This window comes from Arthrobacter sp. AOP36-F1-5 (assembly GCF_058137995.1).
This window is the reverse complement of sequence record NZ_CM176892.1, coordinates 2,014,625-2,038,660: the sequence shown is the minus strand read 5'-3', so window position 1 is coordinate 2,038,660 and position 24,036 is coordinate 2,014,625. Positions and strand designations below refer to the sequence as shown.

Annotated in this window: 18 protein-coding genes; all 18 read left to right on the top strand. The window is 65.4% G+C overall.

Features of this window, described 5'->3' with window-relative positions; translation table 11 throughout:
• Positions 1-39 precede the first annotated feature (39 nt).
• The 18 genes from AC3ZI9_RS09290 to AC3ZI9_RS09205 all read left to right on the top strand — a co-directional run bounded on the left by AC3ZI9_RS09290 (position 40) and on the right by AC3ZI9_RS09205 (position 23,959).
• Entirely contained in the window at positions 40-1,920 is a 1,881-nt protein-coding gene (locus tag AC3ZI9_RS09290; protein ID WP_096223544.1) for an acetolactate synthase large subunit, read from the top strand.
• Positions 1,921-1,924: 4 nt separating this feature from the next.
• Positions 1,925-2,443, top strand: coding sequence for an acetolactate synthase small subunit (ilvN, locus tag AC3ZI9_RS09285; RefSeq protein ID WP_086998562.1), 519 nt, complete (start codon positions 1,925-1,927; stop codon positions 2,441-2,443).
• Between the two features lie 56 nt (positions 2,444-2,499).
• Complete coding sequence (gene ilvC / locus AC3ZI9_RS09280) at positions 2,500-3,525, top strand: ketol-acid reductoisomerase (protein WP_179204284.1); 1,026 nt, start codon at positions 2,500-2,502, stop codon at positions 3,523-3,525.
• Positions 3,526-3,770: 245 nt separating this feature from the next.
• Positions 3,771-5,366 carry a phosphoglycerate dehydrogenase gene (gene serA, locus AC3ZI9_RS09275; protein ID WP_441380597.1) on the top strand — a complete coding sequence of 532 codons (1,596 nt, stop codon included), beginning with the start codon at positions 3,771-3,773 and terminating at the stop codon, positions 5,364-5,366.
• A gap of 164 nt (positions 5,367-5,530) precedes the next feature.
• A complete protein-coding gene (metG, locus tag AC3ZI9_RS09270) occupies positions 5,531-7,093 on the top strand; it encodes a methionine--tRNA ligase (RefSeq protein ID WP_443348081.1) in 1,563 nt (520 codons plus the stop codon).
• 184 nt (positions 7,094-7,277) lie between these two features.
• The gene (locus AC3ZI9_RS09265; protein ID WP_443348082.1) at positions 7,278-9,047 is read left to right on the top strand and encodes a BCCT family transporter; all 1,770 of its coding nucleotides are present in this window, start codon (positions 7,278-7,280) and stop codon (positions 9,045-9,047) included.
• 295 nt (positions 9,048-9,342) lie between these two features.
• The gene (locus AC3ZI9_RS09260; RefSeq protein ID WP_443348083.1) at positions 9,343-11,550 is read left to right on the top strand and encodes an acyl-CoA dehydrogenase family protein; all 2,208 of its coding nucleotides are present in this window, start codon (positions 9,343-9,345) and stop codon (positions 11,548-11,550) included.
• Between the two features lie 83 nt (positions 11,551-11,633).
• Positions 11,634-13,760: an acetate--CoA ligase family protein gene (locus tag AC3ZI9_RS09255; protein WP_489923530.1), complete on the top strand. Its 2,127-nt coding sequence runs from the start codon at positions 11,634-11,636 to the stop codon at positions 13,758-13,760.
• A 78-nt stretch (positions 13,761-13,838) separates the two neighbouring features.
• Positions 13,839-14,453, top strand: a complete 615-nt coding sequence (locus AC3ZI9_RS09250; protein WP_086998579.1) for a TetR/AcrR family transcriptional regulator — start codon at positions 13,839-13,841, stop codon at positions 14,451-14,453.
• A gap of 58 nt (positions 14,454-14,511) precedes the next feature.
• Positions 14,512-15,333: a VOC family protein gene (locus AC3ZI9_RS09245; RefSeq protein WP_489923529.1), complete on the top strand. Its 822-nt coding sequence runs from the start codon at positions 14,512-14,514 to the stop codon at positions 15,331-15,333.
• A gap of 98 nt (positions 15,334-15,431) precedes the next feature.
• Complete coding sequence (locus AC3ZI9_RS09240; RefSeq protein WP_086998584.1) at positions 15,432-16,637, top strand: thiolase family protein; 1,206 nt, start codon at positions 15,432-15,434, stop codon at positions 16,635-16,637.
• An 11-nt stretch (positions 16,638-16,648) separates the two neighbouring features.
• Positions 16,649-17,077 (top strand): Zn-ribbon domain-containing OB-fold protein, encoded by a 429-nt coding sequence (locus AC3ZI9_RS09235; protein WP_086998587.1) that lies wholly within the window; start codon positions 16,649-16,651, stop codon positions 17,075-17,077.
• A 1-nt stretch (position 17,078) separates the two neighbouring features.
• Positions 17,079-18,545: an aldehyde dehydrogenase family protein gene (locus AC3ZI9_RS09230; RefSeq protein WP_086998589.1), complete on the top strand. Its 1,467-nt coding sequence runs from the start codon at positions 17,079-17,081 to the stop codon at positions 18,543-18,545.
• Positions 18,546-18,700: 155 nt separating this feature from the next.
• Positions 18,701-20,203 (top strand): MFS transporter, encoded by a 1,503-nt coding sequence (locus tag AC3ZI9_RS09225; RefSeq protein ID WP_489923528.1) that lies wholly within the window; start codon positions 18,701-18,703, stop codon positions 20,201-20,203.
• Between the two features lie 108 nt (positions 20,204-20,311).
• The gene (locus AC3ZI9_RS09220) at positions 20,312-21,232 is read left to right on the top strand and encodes a MaoC family dehydratase (protein WP_489923527.1); all 921 of its coding nucleotides are present in this window, start codon (positions 20,312-20,314) and stop codon (positions 21,230-21,232) included.
• A complete protein-coding gene (locus AC3ZI9_RS09215; RefSeq protein WP_489923526.1) occupies positions 21,229-21,999 on the top strand; it encodes an electron transfer flavoprotein subunit beta/FixA family protein in 771 nt (256 codons plus the stop codon). Before AC3ZI9_RS09220 ends, AC3ZI9_RS09215 begins: the two co-directional genes overlap by 4 nt.
• Positions 22,000-22,013: 14 nt before the next feature.
• Positions 22,014-22,994, top strand: a complete 981-nt coding sequence (locus tag AC3ZI9_RS09210; RefSeq protein ID WP_489923525.1) for an electron transfer flavoprotein subunit alpha/FixB family protein — start codon at positions 22,014-22,016, stop codon at positions 22,992-22,994.
• A 14-nt stretch (positions 22,995-23,008) separates the two neighbouring features.
• Positions 23,009-23,959, top strand: coding sequence for a cytochrome b/b6 domain-containing protein (locus tag AC3ZI9_RS09205; protein WP_444561182.1), 951 nt, complete (start codon positions 23,009-23,011; stop codon positions 23,957-23,959).
• Positions 23,960-24,036 lie beyond the last annotated feature (77 nt).

Below are 24,036 nucleotides of genomic sequence, written 5' to 3'. Positions count from 1 at the left end.
ATTTTTATGCGCAGAACTAGAGAAGAGAAGGAATATCCGATGAGTAACGGAACACCCATCAGCCCGTCACTGGTGGCCCAGGCCGCCGGCCGTGCCAAGGATCATGCTCCTGTCTCTTCCACCGTGGATGCCTCGAACCCTGTCCAGGGTCCGAATAACACCGTGGCACCCACTGAGATGACTGGCTCACAAGCCATCGTCCGCTCGCTGGAAGAACTGGGCGTCAAAGACGTCTTCGGGTTGCCGGGAGGGGCTATCCTGCCCACCTACGACCCACTGATGGACTCGACCAGGCTCAACCATGTCCTGGTCCGCCATGAACAGGGCGCAGGCCACGCGGCACAGGGCTACGCCATGGTCACCGGGGAAGTCGGGGTATGCATCGTCACCTCCGGCCCCGGCGCCACCAACCTCGTCACCGCCATTGCCGACGCCCATATGGACTCGGTCCCCATGGTCGCCATTACCGGACAGGTGCATTCGGCCTTCATCGGTACGGACGCCTTCCAGGAGGCGGATATCGTCGGCATCACCATGCCGATCACCAAGCACTCCTTCTTGGTGACCAAGGCCGCCGATATCCCGCGGGTGATGGCCGAGGCCTTCCATATCGCCGCCACGGGACGGCCGGGGCCGGTCCTGGTGGACATCACCAAGGACGCCCAGCAGGGCAAGGCAGATTTCTCCTGGCCGCCAAAGATTGACCTGCCGGGCTACCGCACCGTCGTGCGTGGTCATGCCAAGCAGGTCCGCGAGGCCGCCAAGCTGATCGGCGCCTCCAAACGCCCGGCCTTCTACGTCGGTGGCGGCATCATCAAGGGCCATGCCTCGGCCGAGCTCATCGAGCTGGCCGAACTGGTCGGAGCCCCGGTGGCCACCACCCTGCAGGCCCGCGGCGGCTTCCCCGACTCGCATGACCTGCACGTGGGGATGCCCGGCATGCACGGCTCGGTCTCGGCAGTCACGGCCCTGCAGCAGTCTGACCTGCTGATCACCCTCGGCGCCCGGTTCGATGACCGCGTGACCGGGGTGCTGTCCACCTTCGCCCCGTATGCCAAGGTCATCCACGCCGATATCGACCCCGCCGAAATCTCCAAGAACCGCACCGCCGATGTTCCGATCGTCGGCTCGGTCAAGGAGATCCTGCCCGAGCTGACCGAAGCCTGCCGGGCACGGTTCGCCAGCGACGGCCACCCGGATCTGACCCAGTGGTGGTCGACCCTGGACCGGTTGCGCAAGACCTACCCGATCGGCTTCACCGAAACCGAGGACGGTCTCACCGCACCGCAACGGGTCATCGAACGCATCGGTGCCCTGACCGGGCCCGAAGGCGTCTACGCGGCAGGGGTCGGCCAGCACCAGATGTGGGCGGCACAGTTCGTGAAGTACGAACGCCCCCACCAGTGGCTGAACTCCGGTGGCCTGGGAACGATGGGCTACGCCGTTCCGGCGGCCATGGGCGCGAAGGTCGGCAACCCCGACCGCGTGGTCTGGGCCATCGACGGCGACGGCTGCTTCCAGATGACCAACCAGGAACTGGCCACCTGCGTGATCAACAAGATCCCGATCAAGGTGGCGGTCATCAACAACTCCTCCCTGGGCATGGTCCGCCAATGGCAGACCCTGTTCTACGACGGCCGCTACTCCAGCACCGACCTGAACACCGGTCACGGAACGGCGCGGGTGCCCGATTTCGTCAAACTCGCCGACGCCTACGGTTGCGTGGGGTTGCGCTGCGAACGCGATGAGGACATCGACGCCACGATCCAGCAGGCGCTGGAAATCAATGACCGTCCGGTCGTGATCGACTTCGTCGTCAGTGCCGACGCCATGGTGTGGCCGATGGTCCCCACCGGCGTGAGCAATGATGCGATCCAGATCGCCCGCGGCATGACCCCCGAATGGGAAGAGGAGGACTAGGACCATGGCACGCCATACCCTTTCAGTGCTCGTGGAGGACGTCCCCGGCGTCCTGACCCGCGTGGCCGGCCTGTTCGCCCGCAGGGCGTTCAACATCAACTCATTGGCCGTGGGCCCCACCGAAGTGCCCGGGATGTCTCGGGTGACCGTCGTGGTCGACGCCGAAGGAGACCTCCTCGAGCAGGTGACCAAGCAGCTCAATAAGCTGATCAACGTCATCAAAATCGTTGAACTGACCCCCGATTCCTCGGTGCAGCGCGACCATATCCTGGTCAAGGTGCGTGCCGACGCAGCCACCCGGCTGCAGGTCACCCAGGCGGCAGACCTCTTCCGGGCCTCCATCGTGGACGTGGCCACGGACTCAGTGGTCATCGAGGCCACCGGCACCCCGGATAAACTCGATGCGCTGTTGGCCGTCCTGGAACCCTTCGGGGTCCGCGAAATCGTTCAATCCGGCACCCTGGCCATCGGCCGCGGTTCCAAATCGATGTCGGACCGCGCCCTGCGTGCGGTCTCCGCCTGAACAGCAACAAAATACTTCCAGACTCAGATACCGAATAGCACCAAGGAGTTATCACCGTGACCGACATGTACTACGACGACGACGCAGACCTTTCGATCATCCAGGGCCGCAAGGTGGCCGTGATCGGCTACGGCTCGCAGGGCCACGCCCACGCGCTGAGCCTGCGCGATTCCGGCGTCGACGTCCGCGTCGGCCTGCGCGAAGGATCAGCCTCCCGCGCCAAGGCCGAGGCAGAGGGCCTGCGGGTCGTGGGTGTCGCCGAGGCGGCAGCCGAAGCAGATGTGATCATGCTCCTGGCACCGGATCAGATCCAGTCCAAGGTCTACCAGGACGAGATCGCCTCGAACCTGGTGGCCGGCGACGCACTGTTCTTCGGGCACGGCTTCAACATCCGCTTCGGCTACATCCAGCCGCCGGCAGATGTCGACGTCGCCATGGTCGCCCCCAAGGGCCCGGGCCATATCGTCCGCCGCGAATTCGAAGCAGGCCGTGGCGTGCCGGATCTCATCGCCGTGGAGCAGAACCCCTCGGGGAAGGCCAAGGAACTGGCCCTGTCCTATGCCAAGGGCATCGGCGGAACCCGCGCCGGCGTCATTGAGACCACGTTCACCGAAGAAACCGAAACCGACCTCTTCGGCGAGCAGGCAGTGCTCTGCGGCGGCGCCTCGCAGCTGGTGCAGTACGGCTTCGAGGTTCTGACCGAAGCCGGCTACAAGCCCGAGATCGCCTACTTCGAGGTCCTCCACGAGCTCAAGCTCATCGTCGACCTGATGGTCGAAGGCGGCATCGCCAAGCAGCGCTGGTCCGTTTCGGACACCGCCGAGTACGGCGACTACGTCTCCGGCCCGCGGGTGATCACCCCCGAGGTGAAGGAAAACATGAAGGCCGTCCTCGCCGACGTGCAGAACGGCTCCTTCGCCAAGCGCTTCATGGATGACCAGGCAGCCGGCGGGAAGGAATTCCTTGAGCTGCGCAAGAAGGGCGAGGATCACCCGATCGAGTCCACCGGCCGGGACCTGCGCAAGCTGTTCTCCTGGATCCAGACCGACGACGACTACACCGACGGCGTCACCGCCCGCTAGATCGACAGCGCCCCGGCGCACCCACAGCACGACGGTGATCGCCCGTCCCGTTCCGACGGGGCGGGCGATCGCCTTTTCTGGTCATGTGTGGGAACCAGCACGTCATATTCGCCGGCCCGGGCATCGCTGATCGTAATATCCGCACTTGCACACGGGCAGGGGAGGCCCCGGAGGATAATCTGGACCTTCGGGACCGAACGACCCGGCCCCGATCCGCATCCGTCGATCGCAAAGGTGCCACCTCCGTGTCAGAAACCAAGCCCGTCGTCCTCTTGGCCGAAGAACTCTCGCCCGCCACCGTCCAGGCGTTGGGCCCGGACTTTGAGATCCGCAGCACCGATGGTTCCGATCGAACCCAGCTGCTGGAGGCCATCGTGGACGCCGAGGCGATCCTGGTTCGTTCAGCCACCCAGGTCGACGCCGAGGCCATCGCCGCCGCGACCAAGCTCAAGGTGATCGCCCGCGCCGGCGTCGGACTGGACAACGTGGACATCAAGGCCGCCACCCAGGCCGGTGTCATGGTCGTGAACGCCCCGACCTCAAATATCATCTCGGCTGCAGAACTCACCGTCGGGCATATTGTTTCGCTGGCCCGCAGGATCCCCGCGGCCAACGCCTCGCTGAAATCCGGTGCCTGGAAGCGTTCGGCCTACACCGGCGTCGAACTCTATGAGAAGACCGCGGGCATCATCGGGTTGGGCCGTATCGGCGCCCTCGTGGCGGCCCGGCTGCAGGGCTTCGGCATGGATGTGGTCGCCTATGACCCTTACGTCACCAGCGCCCGCGCCCAGCAGATGGGGGTGCGCCTGCTCGAACTCGACGAATTGCTGGCCACCTCGGACTTCGTGACCATCCACATGCCCAAAACCCCCGAAACCCTGGGCATGCTCGGTGCCGAGGCCTTCGGCAAAATGAAGGACAGCGCCTACGTCGTCAACGTCGCCCGTGGCGGCCTGATCGACGAGGACGCCCTGTATACCGCGCTGAAAGAGGGCCAGATCGCCGGCGCCGGGGTGGACGTGTACGTCTCAGAACCCAGCACCGACCTGCCGTTCTTCGACTTCGACAACGTCACCGTCACCCCCCACCTGGGCGCCTCCACCGCGGAAGCCCAGGAAAAGGCGGGCGTCTCGGTCGCCAAATCGGTCCGCCAGGCGCTCTCGGGAGAACTCGTCCCCGACGCGGTCAACGTCGCCGGCGGCGTCATCGACGAACAGGTACGCCCCGGCATCCCGCTGATCGAGAAGCTCGGACGCATCTTCACCGCGCTGACCGTGGATTCGCTCACCTCCCTGGATGTCGAGGTGGCCGGGGAGATTGCCGAACTCGATGTCAAGGTGCTGGAACTCTCGGCACTGAAGGGCGTTTTCCGGGATATCGTCTCCGACCAGGTCTCCTATGTGAACGCCCCCGTGCTGGCCGAACAGCGCGGGATCTCCACCCGGCTGGTCACCACCACCGAATCACCCGAATACCGTAACGCGTTGACCCTGAAGGGCGCCCTGTCCGACGGCCAGCAAATTTCGGTCACCGGCACCCTGACGGGGCCGAAGCAGATCGAGAAGCTGGTCGGAATTGGCGGGTATGAACTCGAGATCCCGATCGCCGAACACATGATCGTGCTGATCTACCAGGACCGGGCAGGGGTCATCGGCACCTTGGGCAGCACCTTGGGCCAGCACGGGGTCAACATCGCCGCCATGCAGGTCTCCCGCAATGAGGAAGGCGGCCCGGCCCTGGCAGTGCTCGCTGTGGACTCCTCCCTGCCGGCGGGGGTCCTGGATGAGGTCAGGGATTCGATTAGCGCTACCACGGCCCGCGAAGTAGACCTCTCCGAGTAATTCACGCGCAGCATCAACCCGCCGCAGGGCGTGTGGGACATCGGCATGGTCGGTGCACCCCACGCCCTGCGTCGCAAGCTGCGGATGGGCCCGCCGGGGCCGATGAGTCCGGTTACTACAGCGTCGATGGGCGGCGGAGCTCCAGGGTGCGGTAGATTTCTGGGGTGACTTCAACTCAGGATCAGACCCCGTTCTACATCACCACGGCCATCTCGTACCCCAATGGCGACCCGCATATCGGCCATGCCTACGAGTTCATTGCCACGGACGCCATGGCGCGTTTCAAGCGCCTGGACGGGGGTGACGTCTTTTTCCTGACCGGTACGGACGAACACGGCCAGAAGATGTTGCAGACCGCCGAGAAGGAAGGCATCACGCCCCGCCAGCTCGCCCAGCGCAACTCGGACGTCTTCCAGGAGGCGCAGGACGAACTGGGGATCAGCTACGACCGGTTCATCCGCACCACCGACGTGGACCACCTCGAAGCCGCCCAGGCCATCTGGAAGCGCATGGAGGAACGCGGCGATATCTACCTCGATAAGTACGCCGGCTGGTACTCGGTGCGCGACGAAGCCTTCTACGGTCAGGACGAGACCGAGGTCCGCGAGGACGGCATCCGGTACGCCACCGAATCCGATACCGAGGTGACCTGGACCGAAGAGGAATCCTATTTCTTCCGCCTCTCCGCCTACCAGGACAAACTGCTGGATCTCTATCGCGACCAGCCCGACTTCGGGGCACCGCACTACCGGTTCAACGAGGTCATCCGTTTCGTTGAGGGTGGGCTGAACGACCTCTCGGTCTCACGCACCTCCTTCGACTGGGGGATCCCCGTACCCGGAAACCCGGCCCACGTGATGTACGTGTGGGTGGACGCGCTGACCAACTACCTGACCGGGGTGGGTTTCCCGGACACCGATTCGGCCTCCTTCCGTAAATACTGGCCCGCGGACCTGCACGTCATTGGCAAGGACATTTCCCGCTTCCACGCCATCTACTGGCCGGCCTTCCTGATGTCCGCCGGGCTGGAATTGCCACGCCGGATCATGATCCACGGCCACCTGCACAACAACGGCGTGAAGATGTCCAAGTCCCTGGGCAATACCGTGGCCCCCGCCGACTGGGTGGAAAACTACGGTCTGGACCAGACGCGGTACTTCCTGCTGCGCGAAGTCCCCTTCGGCGCCGACGGAAACTACAGCCACGACGCGATCGTCGCCCGGATGAATTCGGATCTGGCCAATAACCTCGGCAACCTGGCCCAACGCTCCCTGTCCATGGTCGCCAAGAACTGTGGGGGACTCGTCCCCACCCCAGGCGACTTCACCGACGCCGACCGGGAACTACTGGACGACGCCGAGGCACTGCTGGAGCTGTCGCGCAGCGCTTACGATCGCCAGGAGTTCAGCAAGGGACTCGAGGCCGTATGGCATGTGCTGGGGGATACGAACGCCTACTTCGCAGAAAATGCGCCCTGGGTGCTGCGCAAAACGGATACCGCCCGGATGGAAACCGTCCTGTATGTGACGTTGGAAATCCTGCGGAAGGTCGCCTTGCTGGTGCAGCCGGTGATGCCCACCGCGGGGAGCCAGCTGCTGGACGTCCTGGGCCAATCAGGGGGAGCGGCACGCACGTTCGCCGCCTATGACTCGGCCATTGAACCGGGGGCCGAACTGCCTGCCCCGAGGCCGATTTTCCCGAAGTACGAAGAGCCCGCCGCGGAGTGAATAGGCGCTAGTCAACGGCCTGACGGCGGGTGCCTGCCGCCGGGTGACAGGGAGTACCGGCTGGCGGGGATCGCGCCGATGACGGGTCCGGGGGAAGAGACCGGCAAATTGACAGTGGATGCCTTGTCAGTAAAGTGGGTCAACGGACTTACTCGTACCCCCTACCCCGTATTTGAGGACTGTCATGAGCATCCCACCGGAAATCAGCGGTGAGAATCTAGACCAGAGGCGTGCCTCCCCGACGGAGGCGAAGAAGCCCATTATCCCCGCACCGCGCGTCTTCTGGCCCGCACTAGCCGTCATCGTGGCGCTGGTCGCCGTGGCGATGATTGCCCCCGATGGCACGTCGAAGGTCTTCGGCAATATGCAGTCTGCAGTGGTGGAGGGCCTGGCCCCCTACTACATGTTGGTGGTCGGAGCCTTCGTGGCCTTCGCGATCTGGATGGGCTTGAGCCGCTACGGCAACATCAAGCTCGGCAAGGACGACGAGAAGGCAGAATTCGGCCTGCTGTCATGGTTCGCCATGCTCTTCGCCGCAGGCATGGGCATTGGCCTCGTGTTCTGGGGCGCCGCCGAACCACTGACTTTCTTCGTGAACCCCAAACCCGGCGTGACCGGGGACGAGGCGGATCTTGCTCGGGCCGCCATGGGACAGACCTTCATGCACTGGGGGTTGCATGCCTGGGCCATCTACGCAGTCGTCGGTCTGGCCATGGCCTATGCCATCCACCGTCGAGGATTCCCGATCTCCATCCGCTGGACCCTGGAACCCCTGCTAGGGGACAAGGTCAAGGGCGGGCTCGGCGACACGATTGACGTGATCGCCGTGGTCGGCACCCTGTTCGGCATCGCGACCTCGCTGGGCCTGGGCGTCCAGCAGATCTCAGCCGGACTGTCCCATATGGGCGTTGTCGGTGAAGTGAACAACACGTTGTTGGTGGTGTTGATCATCATCATCACCCTCTTCGCGCTCGTCTCCGCCGTCAGCGGCGTCGGCAAGGGCATTAAGTGGCTTTCGAACATCAACCTGGGCTTGGCCGGGGTCTTCATGATCTCCGTCCTGCTGCTCGGCCCGACCCTGTTCATCTTCCGCGACCTGATCTCCTCGCTGGGCTACTACCTGCAGAACATCCTGGGCATGACCCTCGACACCGCGACCTACACCGGTGCAGCCGGTCAGGAGTGGCTGGGCGACTGGACCATCTTCTACTGGGGTTGGTGGATGTCCTGGGCACCCTTCGTCGGTGTCTTCATCGCCCGGATCTCCCGTGGCCGGACCGTGCGCGAATTCGTCCTCGGCGTCCTGGCGGTTCCGACCATCGTCAGCTTCATCTGGTTCTCCATCATGGGCGGAACGGCCATCCAGGCCGCCTGGGATGATATGAACGGCGGACTGTTCGACGAGAAGGAAGGCATCGTCTCGGAGAACGTCCTGTTCAACATGCTCAGCCAGTTGCCGCTGGGTGGGGTGTTGTCGGTCATCGCCGTGTTGCTGGTGACGATCTTCTTCGTGACCTCCTCGGACTCGGGGTCGCTGGTGATCGACATGCTGGCTTCCGGCGGAGATACCGATCCGCCCAAGTGGAGCCGTGTGCTCTGGGCGTCCCTCGAAGGCCTCGTCGCCATCGCGCTGCTGTTGGCCGGTGGTCTGGGCGCCCTCCAAACGGCGTCCATCCTCACCGCGCTGCCGGTCAGCATCGTGATCATCGGGATGTGCCTGGCCACCTTCAAGGCCCTGAACGCCGAACATCAGGTGCTCCTGCGGGCCGAACGTCGCCAGCGTCGGCGTGAGCTGGCCCGCGAGGTCGGCGAAGGCGTGACCGACGAGCTCACGGACAACTTCGATGAGCGCTTCGGCGAGCAGGTGGACGACCGGATTGAAACGGCACTTCCATCCAACGTCAAGACCCCTCCACGCCCGTGGAAGCCACGCGATAGGCGTCCTCGACTCTAAGTCGCCTCGAGGACCAAGCAGCATCACAGCAGGGCCCCCTCTGGAACTTCTTCCAGAGGGGGCCCTGCTTTTTGTTGTGACCGCCGGGATGGCTGCTCGGCGACATCGCGTCGTCGCGGCCCGGGCAGGAAACATCTCCACGACCGCCACCGATTCTCCCCGCAGGCAGGGGCATCGAGGAGGTGTTGCGTGGCTCACTAAATTAAACTAGAGTCTAGTTTCAGTTATTGAAACACAGCTCGACGATCCTCCCCGTCGCAGGGGAGTGCTTCGTCCGTGATTTTGGAGTGAACAGATGCCACTTTCCCTCACCGAAGAGCACACCGACCTAGCCTCCGCAGTCTCCGACTTCGCCGAACGCTTCGCCGATATCCTCGAAACCCGCGAACACCTCCAGGCCTATGCCGCCGGTGGCCGGCCCGACCACTGGGCCGAACTCGTGGATAACGGACTCCACGCCCTGCACATCAGCGAAGCACGTGGCGGCCAGGGCGGAAGCGTGGCCGACACGGCGATCGTGGTGGAGGAATTCGGCCACCGCCTCGTCCCTGGCCCGTTGGTTTCCACCGTGCTCGCCAGCTCCGCCGTGGCCGGGGCCACCGAGTGCAAGGCCTCCACGAGTGGTCTGGACCTCTTCGCCGATGGGGCCACCGGCGCCCTGGTGATGCCCACGGCCGCCGTGACCGTCGCCGCCTCCGCCGAGGGCTGGCTCCTCAGCGGCAGCATCGGCGTCGCCTCGTTGCTCTCCGCCGAACAGCTGGTCATCGGGTTCACCTCCGAGGACGTGACCCGCTTCGCCCTGGTCGATGCCCAGGCAGCCGGTCTGACCAAGCGTGTGGCAGCATCCTCGGACCTCACCCGCGATGCGGGAATCCTGGAGCTGGACGGCCTGGCCATCGGGCACGAAGCCATCCTCGAGGGACTGGAGGCCAGCTACGTCGATGCCCTGAAGGCGGCCCTGCTCGCCGCAGAGGCGTCTGGCCTCATGCGCTGGGCGGTGGAAGCCACCACCGACTACGCCAAGATCCGCGAACAGTTCGACCAGCCCATCGGCTCCTTCCAGGCCATTAAGCACAAATGCGCGAACCTGCTCATTTCCTCCGAACTGGCCACCGCCGCCGCCTGGTCGGCCGTGGTCTCACTCGACCAGGACCGTACCCAGCAGGCCCTGGCCGCAGGATCGGCCATCCAGTCGGCCATCGTCCCCGCCGTCGAGGCGATCACCGAGGCCGTCACCATTTTTGGTGGCATCGGCTTCACCTGGGAGCACGACGCACATCTCTACTGGCGCCGCGCCATGAGCCTCGCGGCACAAGTGGCCCCGGTGGCCGACAGCGTCGCAGCCCTGGGCCGCACCGCCTTGGATGCCGACCGGCAGATCGATATCGAGCTGCCCGACGAAGACCAGGCCTTCCGCACGCGCATCGGGGCACTTCTCGATGAAGCGGCGCAACTGGACAACGAGCACGACGGCGGCCGCTGGTACTCCCGTGGCTCCCAACGAACCTTCCTGGCCGAGAACGGGCTCGCCGCCCCACACTGGCCCGCCCCCTACGGGCTCGGCGCCACCCCGGCAGAACAGGTCGTCATCGGGCAGGAATATGCCCGCCGTGGCCTGGTCCAGCCCACCTCGGTGATCGGGGAATGGGCGATGCCCACGATCCTGGCCTACGGCACCGAGGCCATCAAGGAACAGTTCGCCCTGCCGACCCTGCGCGGGGAACTGGCCTGGTGCCAGCTCTTCTCCGAACCCGGCGCCGGCTCCGACCTGGCAGGACTATCCACCCGGGCCACCCGCGTCGACGGCGGCTGGGAGCTGAAGGGACAGAAGGTCTGGACCTCGGGGGCCCACGAAGCGGACTGGGGCATTTGCCTGGCCCGGACCGATACCGAGGTGCGCAAGCACAAGGGGCTGAGCTACTTCCTGGTCGATATGCGCAGCACCGGCGTCGACGTCCGCCCACTGATGCAACCCACCGGCGCCTCGGAATTCAACGAGGTCTTCCTCGATGCGGTCTTCGTCCCCGATGAGTACCTGTTGGGGGAGCCGGGGCACGGATGGCGCATCACCGCCACCACCTTGCAGAACGAACGGACCCAGATCTCCGCCGGCGTCTCGGCAGGAACCGAAGACGGGATGCGCGAGCTGATCAGCGAAGACGGCTACATCGGTACCGAACGCGAAGCCTTCACCGCCCTGGGCAAGATCGTGGCCAGCAGCTCGGCCATCGGGGCGCTGAACCTGCGCGAAACCCTGCGCCAGGTCAATGGAAGCGACCCGGGAGTTGGTTCCTCATTGGCCAAGGTCGCCCAGGCCCGACTGACCCGCGAGGCAGCCAGTTTGGTGACCGCCCTGGCCGGGCCGGCCATGCTCTTCGCCGACGCCCCGGCCGACGCGGTGACCCGTCAACTCGACGTCCCCCAGGTGCTGCTCGGCGGGGGCACCGTGGAAATCCAGCTCAATGTCATTGCCGAACGCATCCTCGGCCTGCCGCGCGGCTAAACCGCCCCGCAGGACTCCAGACCTCAAGCCATTCCCGAAAGGATACCCTTCGCATGACAACGATGACGCGCGATACTCAGAACGTGAGAACCCTCGCCACCGACCGACTGCACGAATTGCTCCAGCCACGATCCGTGGTGATCGTGGGGGCCAACAGCAAGTCAGCCTGGTCACAATTCACCTACACCAACCTCATCTCCGGTGGCTTCGACGGTGAGCTCTACCTGGTCAACCGCCGCGGCGAGGAATGCCACGGACAATCCTCCTACACCTCGATCGCCGAGCTGCCGACTGCCCCCGATCTGGCCATCGTGCTCACCGGCACCAAATCATTGGAGACCATCTTGGAGGACGCCCGGCTCAAGGGCATCCGCAACCTCGTGATGCTCGCCGCCGGGCTCAGCGAGGCCGGCGCCGAAGGCAAGGCATTGCAGGACAGCCTGGTCGAACGGGCCAGGGCGGCAGACCAGCTGATCCTGGGACCCAATAACCTCGGCTTCATCAACGCGCATGCCAAGGTCGCCGCTTTCAGCCATATGACCCAGATGCCCATGATTTCCGGTGGTGTCGGGATCGCCAGCCAGTCAGGTGCCCTGGCCATCTACCTGTTGCCCTATATGGCCTCACGCGGGGTGGGCTGCTCCACCGCGGTGACGGTTGGCAACGAGGCAATGGTCTCGGCCATCGACGTGATGGACCTGCTGGTCGATGACGAGAACACCACGGTCATCGCCGCCTATCTCGAACAAATCACCAATCCCGCGCAGTTCCTCGACGTCGCCGCACGGGCCCGAAAGGCCGGCAAACCGGTAGTGGTCTTCAAAGCCGGACGCTCCGAGGCCTCGGCCCGTGTCGCCGCCGCCCATACCGGCTCCCTGGTCGGAGACGACAGCGTGATCGATGCCGCCTGCCGGCAGTTCGGGGTGATCCGGGTGGAGAACATCGAGGACCTGATTGCGACCGCGGGGATCATCGAATCCTACGGTGCCGTGGACGGAAACCGGATGGGAGTGGTCACCGGCTCCGGCGCCATGTGCGCCCTCATCGCCGATAAGTCCGAAGCGCTCGGCCTCCAGCTGCCGGCCCCCTCGGCGTCCACCGTCCAGGCACTGCACGACGCCGGCCTGCCCGAATATTCGACGGTCAACAACCCCATGGACACCACCGGATACATTTCAGTGGATCCCTCCATCCTGACCAAGGCCAACCAATGCTTCATCGATGACCCCAACTTCGACTTCGTCGTGATCAACGCCTCCTGGCCGGCCAACCAGATGATGGCGGATATGGGCAGGGCCACTCAGGACACGCTGCTCGCCCAGCTCACCTCCTCACCGAAACCGGTGATCCCGATGAGCTTCCTGCCCACCGAGGTCACCGAATTCGGGCGGGCCTTCGCGACCGAATACGGCTACCCCCACGCCTCCGACTCCTTCGACCGGGGCATCCCGGCCGTGGCCCGCAGCGCCTGGTGGGGGAAGCGCACCGCAGAACTGGCCTCCGACCCCGTGCTCCCCGAGGCGCCGACCATCGCCAAACCCTCCGGGACGGAAACGTGGACCGAAATCGAAACCGGGGACTTCCTGCGTGAGCACGGGGTGCCCTACGTTCCGGCGACCATCGTGGGCTCGGCCGAACAGGCTGTCGCCGTCGCCGAAGACCTGGGCTACCCCGTGGTGCTGAAGGTGGCCTCTGAAGATATTGCCCATAAGACCGAGGTCGGCGGCGTCAAATTGATGTTGCGGGATGCGGAAGCTGTTACGGCAGCCTACGAATCGATCAGGTCTTCCGTCGCCGATCTGGCCCCTGAGGCCACCATCCAGGGGGTCGCGGTCTCTCCCATGCGTCCGTCCGGCACCGAGCTGCTGGTGGGGATCATCCGTGATCCGCAGTGGGGGCTGGTGATGGCCGTCGGTTTCGGCGGCGTCATGGTCGAGATCCTCAAGGACTCGGCCCTGCGGCTGCTGCCTGTCGGCCCTGCAGAGATTCGACGGATGCTCGAATCCCTCCAGGGAGTCGACTTGCTGACCGGGTTCCGTGGCGGGGAGGCCACCGATCTGGACCAGCTGGCAGAGGTCATCTTCAAGATCTCCCAGGTCGCTCTCGGGCTGGGCGACGAACTCGAAGAGTTGGAAATCAACCCGCTGAGGGTGGCGGGGAACCAGATTGAAGCCCTCGACGCACTGGTCCGGTGGAAGGACCGGGCATGAACGCGGGAGCTGGGCCATGGGAGCGTAGCCCGGTGATAGCGTTGGAGTCCCATTCCGACCGGCAGCCGAAGGAGCACGATGTCCGGCCAACTCTCCGCGGATCTCGTCGATCTTCCCGCCTACCAGGTGATGCGCAGGCAGCGCATCCTGGACGCGGCGAAAACCCTCCTGGTGGGAACCGACTACGACTCCATCCAGATTCGGGACGTCGCCGCCGAAGCCAACGTGGCACTGGGCACCCTATACCGGTACTTCTCCTCGAAGGAGCACCTGTATGCGAACGTCGTCTACGACTGGAGCGTGCCCTTCAACTCGGCCGACCAGTCCTGGGCGGAGGGCCTGAGCACTACCGAACGCGTCCAGTATCGGATGCGCTCGGCGCTGGCGGCCTTCGAACGACAGCCGAACTTCTACAAAGCCATTTGGCTGCTGCGCTCCACCTCGGACCCGCAGGTTTCGGCGTTGATGCAGCAACTCGGCGTCGTGCTGGAGGAACCCATCCACGCGGACTTTGCGATGCTCGGTCACGAGGAGGCAGCCGATATCACCGCCATGGTGTGGTGCGTGCTGATGGATCTGGTGGCCCGGCTGCTGACCGGGGACAAGACGATTCCCGAAGCCCATCGGGTGATCGACAGCTTCGTGCGGATGATCGGCCTGCGGGTCGCTCAGTTCGAGGCCGAGGGCGCCTAACCGGCGCAGCCCTTCTCAGTCCGGCTGCGGCTTCGGCCACGGATACTGGGGTGCTCTCATGAGCGCCCACGAATTGGATCACCTGGCCATCGCGGTGCCCGCCTGGGCGCCTGCCGGCCCGGTGCTGAACCGCGAGCTGGGCGCCCGGTGGGGCGGAGGATTCACCACTGAAGCCTTCAACCCCTGCCAGTTGGCGGTGGTCGATGACATGCGGGTGGAACTGCTCGAACCCAGCGGGTCCGAACACTCCTTCATTCAGCGTTTCCTCGATCACCATGATGGTTCGGCTGCACCGCACCATGTGACCTTCAAGGTGGCCGATATCCGCTCGGCCATCGCCGGGGCCCAGAAGGCAGGGATCGAGCCGATCCTGGTGAATCTGGAGCACCCGGGCTGGCAAGAGGCCTTCCTTCACCCTCGGGACACCGGGCTGGGCTTTTTGGCCCAGCTGGTCCAGAGCACCACCCTCCTCGACGCGTCGGCGGAGCAACTGCCCCATTCCACCGGTGGCTGCCCGTGGGATGAGCAGAACACCGATCCGGTGCGGGTCCAGCTCATCCATGGGGTCGTCGAGGACCTGCCTCTCGCCCGCACCGTCCTCGTGGACGTGCTCGGTGCCCGCACCTTCGGCATCGGTCCCGCACCCCGCGGCCAGAGCGATGTTCTGGGCTTCGGCTGGAACGAGGGCGCCGACCTGGTCTTGAGCCAAGGAACAGCCATCGGGTTGGACGCCATCGGCATCCTGCCAGCCGAGACTTTCTGGCCGCCGGGAGACTACCCCACAGACCTGACCGCGCAGCTGGGCGAGGGCACCGGGCATCCCGAACTCGGGATCCGCATTGCCGCACTGCGTTCCGCAACGGTGCCGGCGGACAGCTAGATCCCGCCGTCGTCAGCTGTCACCATCGACCACCACCTTCAGGCGCCGGACCATCGGCGCGTCACCGAACCAACCATCCCCGATCTCAGGAGAACACCATGGGACTGAAAGCAGAAGCCGCGATTCTCGGTTTCCACGAACTGCCGCCACAGCGCAAGCTGACCCGCGATAAGACCTTCAACCTCGAACAGTGGGCGCGCCTGTCCAAGGCGGCGTTGGACGACGCAGGCCTGGATGCCACGGACGTCGACGGAATCGTCACCCCGCTCATCGGCGAAGCCAGCATGTTCGTGCCCTCCACCATCACCGAATATCTGGGCATCAACGCCAACTTCGCCGAAATAGTGGACCTGGGTGGGGCCGGCTCCGCTGCCGCCGTCTGGCGTGCTGCCGCCGCCGTGGAACTGGGATTGTGCGAAACAGTCCTGGTCACCTTCCCCGGGACCCACGAGGTGCCCACCCACGAACGTCGGCCCTTCGTGCTCGATGACAGCATGCTCTTCGGGGCCTCCTCCAACGCCTACGGATCCCCGCAGGCGGAGTTCGAGATCCCGTATGCCAATCTGGGCCAGAACGGGCCCTACGGCCAGATCGCCAAACGCTATGGACATGAATTCGGCTACGACGAACGCGCGATGGCCAAGATCGCCGTCGACCAGCGCACCAACGCCTGCTCCACGCCGGATGCCATCTTCCACGGCCAGCCACTGACCATCGAGGACGTGCTGGCCTCACCGATGGTCGCCGACCCCCTGCATAAACTCGAAATCGTCATGCCCTGCCAGGGCGGAGCCGCGGTCGTCATCGGCAATAAGAACCAGGCCAAAAAGTCAAAGAACCGTCCGGCCTGGATCAAGGGCTTCGGGGAACGCGTGCCCTATAAGACGCCGACCTACGCCCACGACCTGATGTATTCGCCGATGATCCACGCCGCCGACCAGGCCTTCGACATGGCAGGCCTGGGCCGGGGCGATATGGACATGGTCTCCATCTATGACTGCTATTCCATCACCGTGCTCATGTCCTTGGAGGACGCAGGCTTCACCGAGAAGGGCAAGGGAATGCAGTTCGTCAACGAACACGACCTGACCTTCCGCGGTGATTTCCCGATGAACACCGCCGGTGGCCAGCTGTCCTTCGGCCAGGCGGGCATCGCCGGAGGCATGCACCACGTCATTGACGGCGTCCGACAGATCATGGGCCGCTCAGGAGAGGCCCAGGTCAACGACTGCAACCGGGCGTTTGTCTCCGGAAACGGCGGCATCATGAGCGAACAAACTGCACTGATCCTCGAAGGCGAATAGGAGCTTTGACCATGAGCACAGATACAGCACCCGTTTTCGAACGGCCCCTGCCCGTCCCGACCCCGCTGACCCAGCCGTTCTGGGATGCGCTGGCCGAACACAAGGTTCGCATCCAGTACTCCCCGTCACTGGGCGAATACGTCTTCTACCCCCGGCCGCTGGCCCCGCGCACCCTGGCCGACGACCTTCAATGGCGAGAGATTCCCGGCACCGGGACCCTCTACACCTACACGATCACCACCCGGCCGGTGTCACCACATTTCGCGGCCGAGGGCCCGATGGTCCTGGCCGTCGTGCAATGGGATGAGGGCCCGAAGTTCTCCACCGAACTGATCAACATCGACCACGCAGACCTCACGATCGGCATGCGCGTCAAGCCGGTCTTCTGCGACTACCCGGCATCGGACATCACCATGCTGCGCTACGAACCGGAGGTATGAAATGAGCACCGAAACCACCGACGCCCTGCCAGCGGTCACGCTGCGCATCGGCTCCGAAATCCGCACCCACGCCCAGGGAGTCCACGAGCACGTGAACCCGGCCACCGGCCAGGTGGATGCCCGCGTGCCGATGGCCGGACCAGCCGAGGTCGATGAGGCCGTCCAGGCCGCCCATCTGGCCTTCGCCACGTGGAAGGCCACGCCGGCCGCCGAGCGCGGACGGGCCCTGCTCAAACTCGCCGAGCTCGTCGAAGCGCACGTCGATGAGTTCACCGAACTCGGCATCGCCGATAACGGGACCCCACGGACCACCGCCCGACTCTCGGTGGATGCCGCCGCGACCTGGATCAGGTACTACGGGGGATGGGCCGATAAGCTCCCGCTGGGCCGGATCTCCTCGACGGTCGGCGCGGGAGGGGTCTTCGGACACACCCTGCGCCAGCCCTACGGGGTCATCGGGGCGATCATCACCTGGAACGCACCGCTGATGTCCCTGGCGATGAAGGTCCCCGCGGCCCTGGCCGCCGGGAACACCGTCGTCGTCAAACCCAGCGAACTGACGCCCCTGGGGGTCATGCTCTTCGCCGACCTGGTCCATGAGGCCGGCATCCCCGACGGCGTCTTCAACGTCGTCACCGGCGGCGCCGACGCGGGTGCCGCCCTGGTGGAACACCCGCTGGTCAAGAAGGTGTCCTTCACCGGTGGCCCGGAGACGGCCCGCAAGATCACCGCCACCGCCGCGCAGACCTTCAAGCCGGTCCTGCTCGAACTCGGGGGCAAATCGGCGAACATCGTCTTCGAGGACGCCGACCTGGACGCCGCAGCCCAGCAGGCGGCCGTCATGGCCTTCGCGATCATGACCGGGCAGGGCTGCGCCATGCCGACCCGGCTGCTGGTGCAGGACTCCATCCACGATGAGTTCCTGGCCAAGGTCGCCGCCATCGCCGGCTCCTTCAGCATCGGGGATCCCCAGGACCCGTCAACGATCTGCGGCCCGGTGGTCAACCAGGCGGCGATCGACCGGATCGAGGCCATGGTTGCCAGGGCCCAGGACGACGGCGCCCGACTGGTCATGGGCGGCTCCCGCGGCGACGGGGAACTGGCCGAGGGGTTCTACTACCTCCCGACCATCCTGGCCGACGTCGATCCTGCCAGCGAGCTGGCCCAGAAGGAAGTCTTCGGCCCCGTGCTGGCCGTGATGCGGTTCAGCGACGAAGCCGAGGCGGTCGCCCTGGCCAACGGGACCGACTACGGACTCTCCGGCTACCTCTGGACCGCGGATGCGCGCCGGGCCATCCGGATCACCGAAGAACTCGAGACCGGGGAAGTCATCGTCAACGGCGCCCCCAATGCCGTCACCGAACGGCCCTTTGGCGGGATCGGACACTCCGGCAACGGCAACGAAGGCGGGGTGGAAGGCCTGGAGGAATTCTTCTGGACCAAATCCGTCGCCTACGGAAACGGCTGATCCAGGCCCGACCCACACGTCACAACCGGTGGCCCCCGCCCAACCCGCGGGACCACCGGTGGGCTGTGACCGTTCCTGATCGGGGGCGGGTTGCGGACCCAAGAAATGTTTGCACCATGTTTCTTTCGCCGCATCCCTGAAAGGTTGGGACAACGATGTCCGCACCCGCTGGCCGACAGGCCACCCTGCTCCAACAACTCAAAAAGTCGGGATTCGCCGCCGTCGTGGTGGTGCTGATCCTGGCCGAAATCGTCTCGGCCTTCGAACTGTCGATGATGTACGTGACCCTTCCAACACTGATCACCGAATTCCAGGTCGATGCCAACACCGTCGCCTGGGTGGTGACCGCCTACCTGCTGGTCTCCGCCTCCGCCGGGGTGATGGGCGGGCGCTTCGGGGATCTCTACGGCCGACGCAAGGTCCTGATCATCGTGCTGGCCATCGCCGGCGTCGGATCGCTGATCTCCCTGCTGGGTGGAACCCTGGGGATGATCATCCTAGGCCGGGCCATCCAGGGCACCGCAGGCGCGGTCATGGGGCTGGCCTTCGGCCTGGCCCGGGAACACCTGGAAGCCGAACGCGTCCCGGTGGGTGTCTCCATGATCGGGGCCTCGGCCCTGATCGCCGGTGCCGCCGGGGCCTTCATCGCCGGGTTCATGATCGACGTCTTCTCCTGGCATGGCATTTTCGCCTTCGCCGCGGTTCTGGCTGGAGTCGCCATCGTCACCATCCTGATCGTCATCCCCCGGGACACGACAGCGCCCACCACGGAAAAACCCGACTACCTGGGGGCCCTGCTGCTGCCCATCGCCGTCAGCGCCATCCTGCTGGCCCTGTCAGGCAGTTCCACCACAGGATTCGCCTCGGCCCGGTTCCTCGGTCTGATGGGCGCCGGACTGGTCGTGGCCGGCCTCTGGGCCTGGTGGGAACTGCGGGTGGAATCCCCGATCGTGAATCTGCGGATGTTCAAGAACCGGCAGATCGCCCTGGTCATGACGGCCACCCTCTGTGCCGCCATCGGACCGATCGGCGGGTTGGCCGTACCGACGCAAATGGTCCTGCAATATCCCACCAGCGAAGGCTTCGGGCTGGGCTTCAGCGCCACGGCAGCTGGGGTGCTCAGCTGCATCACGGCGTTGCTGGGCTACGCCTTCTCCCCGCTGGGCGGGCGGATGGCCCACCGGTTCGGTGCCCGTTCGGTCTTCGTCTGCGGGCTGACCCTGATGACCGCTGCCCTGGCCATCATCCTGCTGTCCTTCGGCAACGCCCCGCTATTCATCATCGCGCAGGGAATCAACGGGATCGGCATCTCGCTGACCTTCGGTGCGCTGCCCAATGTGCTCATCGAAGCCATTCCCGAGGCCAATACCTCCGAAACCGCGGGGACCAACACCATGGTGCGTAACGTCGGGCAGTCGGCGGCGACAGCCATCGGCGCCTACATCCTGGCCAGCTACCAGGACCCCAGCACGACCTTGGTCAACCAGGCCGGCGTCAGCGCAGCCTTCCTGTTCGTACTGGCCTTCTCGGTCCTGTCGGTCGTACTGGGGCTGATGCTCAAACGCCATCCGCTGAAATGGGTTCCCGAGACGGCTGCCGAGAGGGACGCGCGCCGCGGGAAGAACGCCATGGCCGTGCCGGCGAAACATCACAGATAGACAAGAACTAGAATCTGGTTATAGTATTTATAAGTACGTGATCCGCACCACCGTCCCGGTGCGTGTCCACAGCAGCACGGGGGGATCCCCGTGGAAGGAGCGAACCCCATGACGATCAACGTCGAGAATATCGGGAAGACCACTGAGGGAGAGCCCTACAGCTGGGAATCCCGGGATGCGTTGCTCTATGCGCTCAGTGTCGGAGCCGGGGCGTCCAACCCGGGGGAGAACCTGGCGTTCACCACAGAAAATTCCCGCGGCATCGACCAGCAGGTCCTGCCGACCTTCGCCGTCGTCCTGGGCGGTTCGGGTGGTTCGATGGAGGAGCTGGGGGACTTCAAGCTCTCCCAGATCCTCCATGGCGGCCAGGCCATCACCCTGCACCGCACCCTGGAGCCGGCGGGCACCGTGATCCCGGTCAGCGGGATGACTGCCGTCCACGACAAGGGCAAGCACGCGGTGATCGAATTGACCACCGAGCTCTTGGATGCCCGGACCCGTGAACCGGTGGCGACCAGCATCACCACCATGATCATCCGGGGCGAAGGCGGATTCGGTGGGGATCCGGGACCCAAGGAAACCTGGGCCGTCCCCGACCGCCCGGCGGATATCAGTGTGTCCCGCAGGACTGCCCGGGACCAGGCCCTGCTCTACCGGCTGAACGGGGATCGCAATCCGTTGCACTCCGACCCGCAGCTGGCTCGCATGGTGGGCTTCGAGAAGCCGATACTGCACGGGTTGTGCACCATGGGCTTCGCCGGAGTGGCCGTGCTCGAGGAGGTGGCCGATGCGGATCCCGACCGCTTCGGTGCCATCAGCGTCCGTCTGGCTTCCCCCGTGGTGCCCGGGGATGAACTGACGACCAACATCTGGCATACCGAAACCGGCGCCGTGTTCCAGGTCCGCGTCGGGGACACCGTCGTCCTGGACCGCGGCACCTACACCCACCGATCCCTCGGAGCGGACCGGACCGTCGCGGCGGGAGCAGTCACGGCTCCGCCGGAAACCAGCAGGGAGGAAACCCCATGAAGCTTGCCGTTCTGATCAAACAGGTCCCCGACACGTGGGACGAGAGACAACTGACGGCCTCCGGCCACGTCGACCGGGCCGCCAGCGAGCGCATTGCCGACGAAATCACCGAACGCGCCCTCGAGATCGCCTTGCTCCAGAAGGACGCCGATAAATCGGTGGAGGTGGTGGCCGTCACGATGGGTCCTGCCCAGGCCAGTGATGCGCTGCGCAAGGCCCTCCAGATGGGAGCCGACTCAGCCAGGCACATCAACGACGACACGCTGGCCGGTGCCGATGCCCTCACCACAGCCCGCGCACTGGCCGCCGGGCTACAGGACGATGGCTACGACATCATCCTCGCCGGCAACGAATCCACCGACGGCCGCGGCGGCGTGGTCCCGGCGATGATCGCCGAACTGCTCGGGATCCCGTTCGCCGGCCCGCTGAACACCGCTGATTTCACCGGCGGATCGATCACGGGCGAGCGCGAATCCGCCGAGGGCACCGAGACGGTGAGCGTGCCCCTGCCCGCCGTGGTCTCGATCACCGAACGGGCCGCCGAACCACGCTTCCCCAAGTTCAAGGGCATCATGACCGCCAAACGGAAGCCGGTCACCGTGAGCGACGCGGCCACCCTTGGCCTTACCGATCTCGCGCACGACGACGGCAACCTGGTCCTCGCCTCGAGCAGACGTCCGGCCAGGACCGCAGGGCCGAAGATCATCGACGAGGGCCAGGCGGCCTCGGAACTCATCGACTACCTCAGCGCCGAACACCTGATCTGAAGGGACTGGACACCATGAGCAAGATTCTCGTCAACTGTGAAATAGCGGCCAATGGCGCGCTGCGCCCCCATACCGCCCATCTGCTGGCCCTGGCGGCCCGGTTGGGCGAACCGGTCGCGGTGGTGGCCGCCCCTGCAGGGACCACGGTCGGTGCCGATCTCGCCGCCTGGGGCGCCCCCGTGATCCTCATCGGCCACACCCCGGCAGCCACCAGCCATGTGGCCGCCGGCGCGGTCGCCGCCCTCACCGAGGCCGTGACCCGGTACGCACCGGCCGCCGTTCTGGCCTCCACCACGGCCGATGCCCGGGAGACCATCGGCCGCCTGGCTGCCCGCACGGGGAACCCCGTGATGCTTGAAGCCATCGACGTCACCACCGCGGACGGCAGGGTCCGCGCGACGCATACGGTCTATGGAGGGAACTACTCCACCGAGTCCACCATCGGCTCCGGCATTGCGCTGGTGACCGTCTCCTCCAGTGGAGAAGCCGCCCCTGCCCCCGTCGACACCCCGAAGGTCGAAACCCTCGATCTGGAGGTCGAGACCAGCACGGCAGCTGCCATCACGGCCACCCACCCCGCCCCGGCGACCTCGGGTCGCCCGGATCTGGCGTCGGCGAAGATCGTGGTCTCCGGTGGACGGGGACTGGGCTCGGAGGAGGACTTCGCCCTGGTGGGACAGCTGGCCGACGCCCTCGGTGCCGGCCTGGGGGCTTCCCGGGCCGCCGTCGACGCCGGCTACATCACGCAGAACCACCAGGTCGGCCAAACAGGTGTCAGCGTGTCGCCGGACCTCTACCTGGCCGTGGGCATCTCCGGGGCGATCCAGCACCGCGCCGGCATGCAGACCGCCCAACGCATCGTGGCCATCAACGAGGACGAGGACGCCCCCATCTTCGACATTGCCGATTTCGGCATCGTCGGTGACCTGTTCACGATCCTTCCGCAGCTCCAGCAGGGCCTCGCCGACCGCGCGGGCGTCGGCGCGGGCGTCTAGGGCGGGGACCGGAGATGACGTTGAAGACCGAGCCCGGCCGGACAAAGCCCGGGACCCGGAGGCATCCCACCGGGGTGAAGGCGATTCTGCTGTGGATCGGTGTGGCCATGGTGACCCTGGCCGTCGTCGTCGTGCTGGCCCGGTGGATCCGGGGGTTGGAACCGGTGCAGGACTTCCTGCTCACCTACCCCGGACGGTCCGAACTTCCCGACGGGGCCCCGGTCGGGATACCGGCCTGGCTGGGGTGGCAGCACTTCCTCAACGCGTTCTTCCTGGTGCTGATCATCCGTACGGGCTGGCAGGTGAGGAACACCGCCCGACCCCCGGGTCATTGGACGCGCCGGAACACCGGACTGTTCAAGACCCGGAACAAGCCGACCAAGATCAGCCTGGACCTGTGGTTCCACCTGAGCCTGGACGTGCTGTGGTTGCTCAACGGGCTGGTCTTCGTGGTGTTGCTCTTCGTCACCGGTGGCTGGATGAGGATAGTTCCCACGAGTTGGGACGTGGTCCCGAATGCGCTCAGTGCCGCCTTGCAATATGCCTCGTTGAACTGGCCGATCGAGAACGGCTGGGTGAACTACAACTCGCTGCAACTGTTGGCGTATTTCGCCATCGTGTTCATCGCTGCTCCGCTCGCAGCGATCACCGGCGTGCGGATGAGCTCTGCCTGGCCCAAGGGCCACCGTAGGCTGGATAAGGCCTTCCCGATCGAACTCGCCCGCAGGATCCATTTTCCGGTGATGGTCTTCTTCGTCGGATTCGTCATCGTGCACGTGGTGCTGGTGTTCTCCACCGGGATGCTGGCCAACCTCAACCACATGTATGCCGCGAGGGAGGGGGCAGGATGGCTCGGCTTCGGATTCTTCGCTGCCTCGCTGGCCGTCATGGTCGCCGCCTGGCTCCTGGCCAGGCCCCTGTTCCTCCGTCCAGTGGCCGGGTTGATGGGGAAGGTCTCGAAGTAGGCAAGGCCCGGCTTCTCCGAGGCCGGACCACCCGGATCCGACACAACGGAAGCCCCGCTCCTGGCGATAGCACGAGG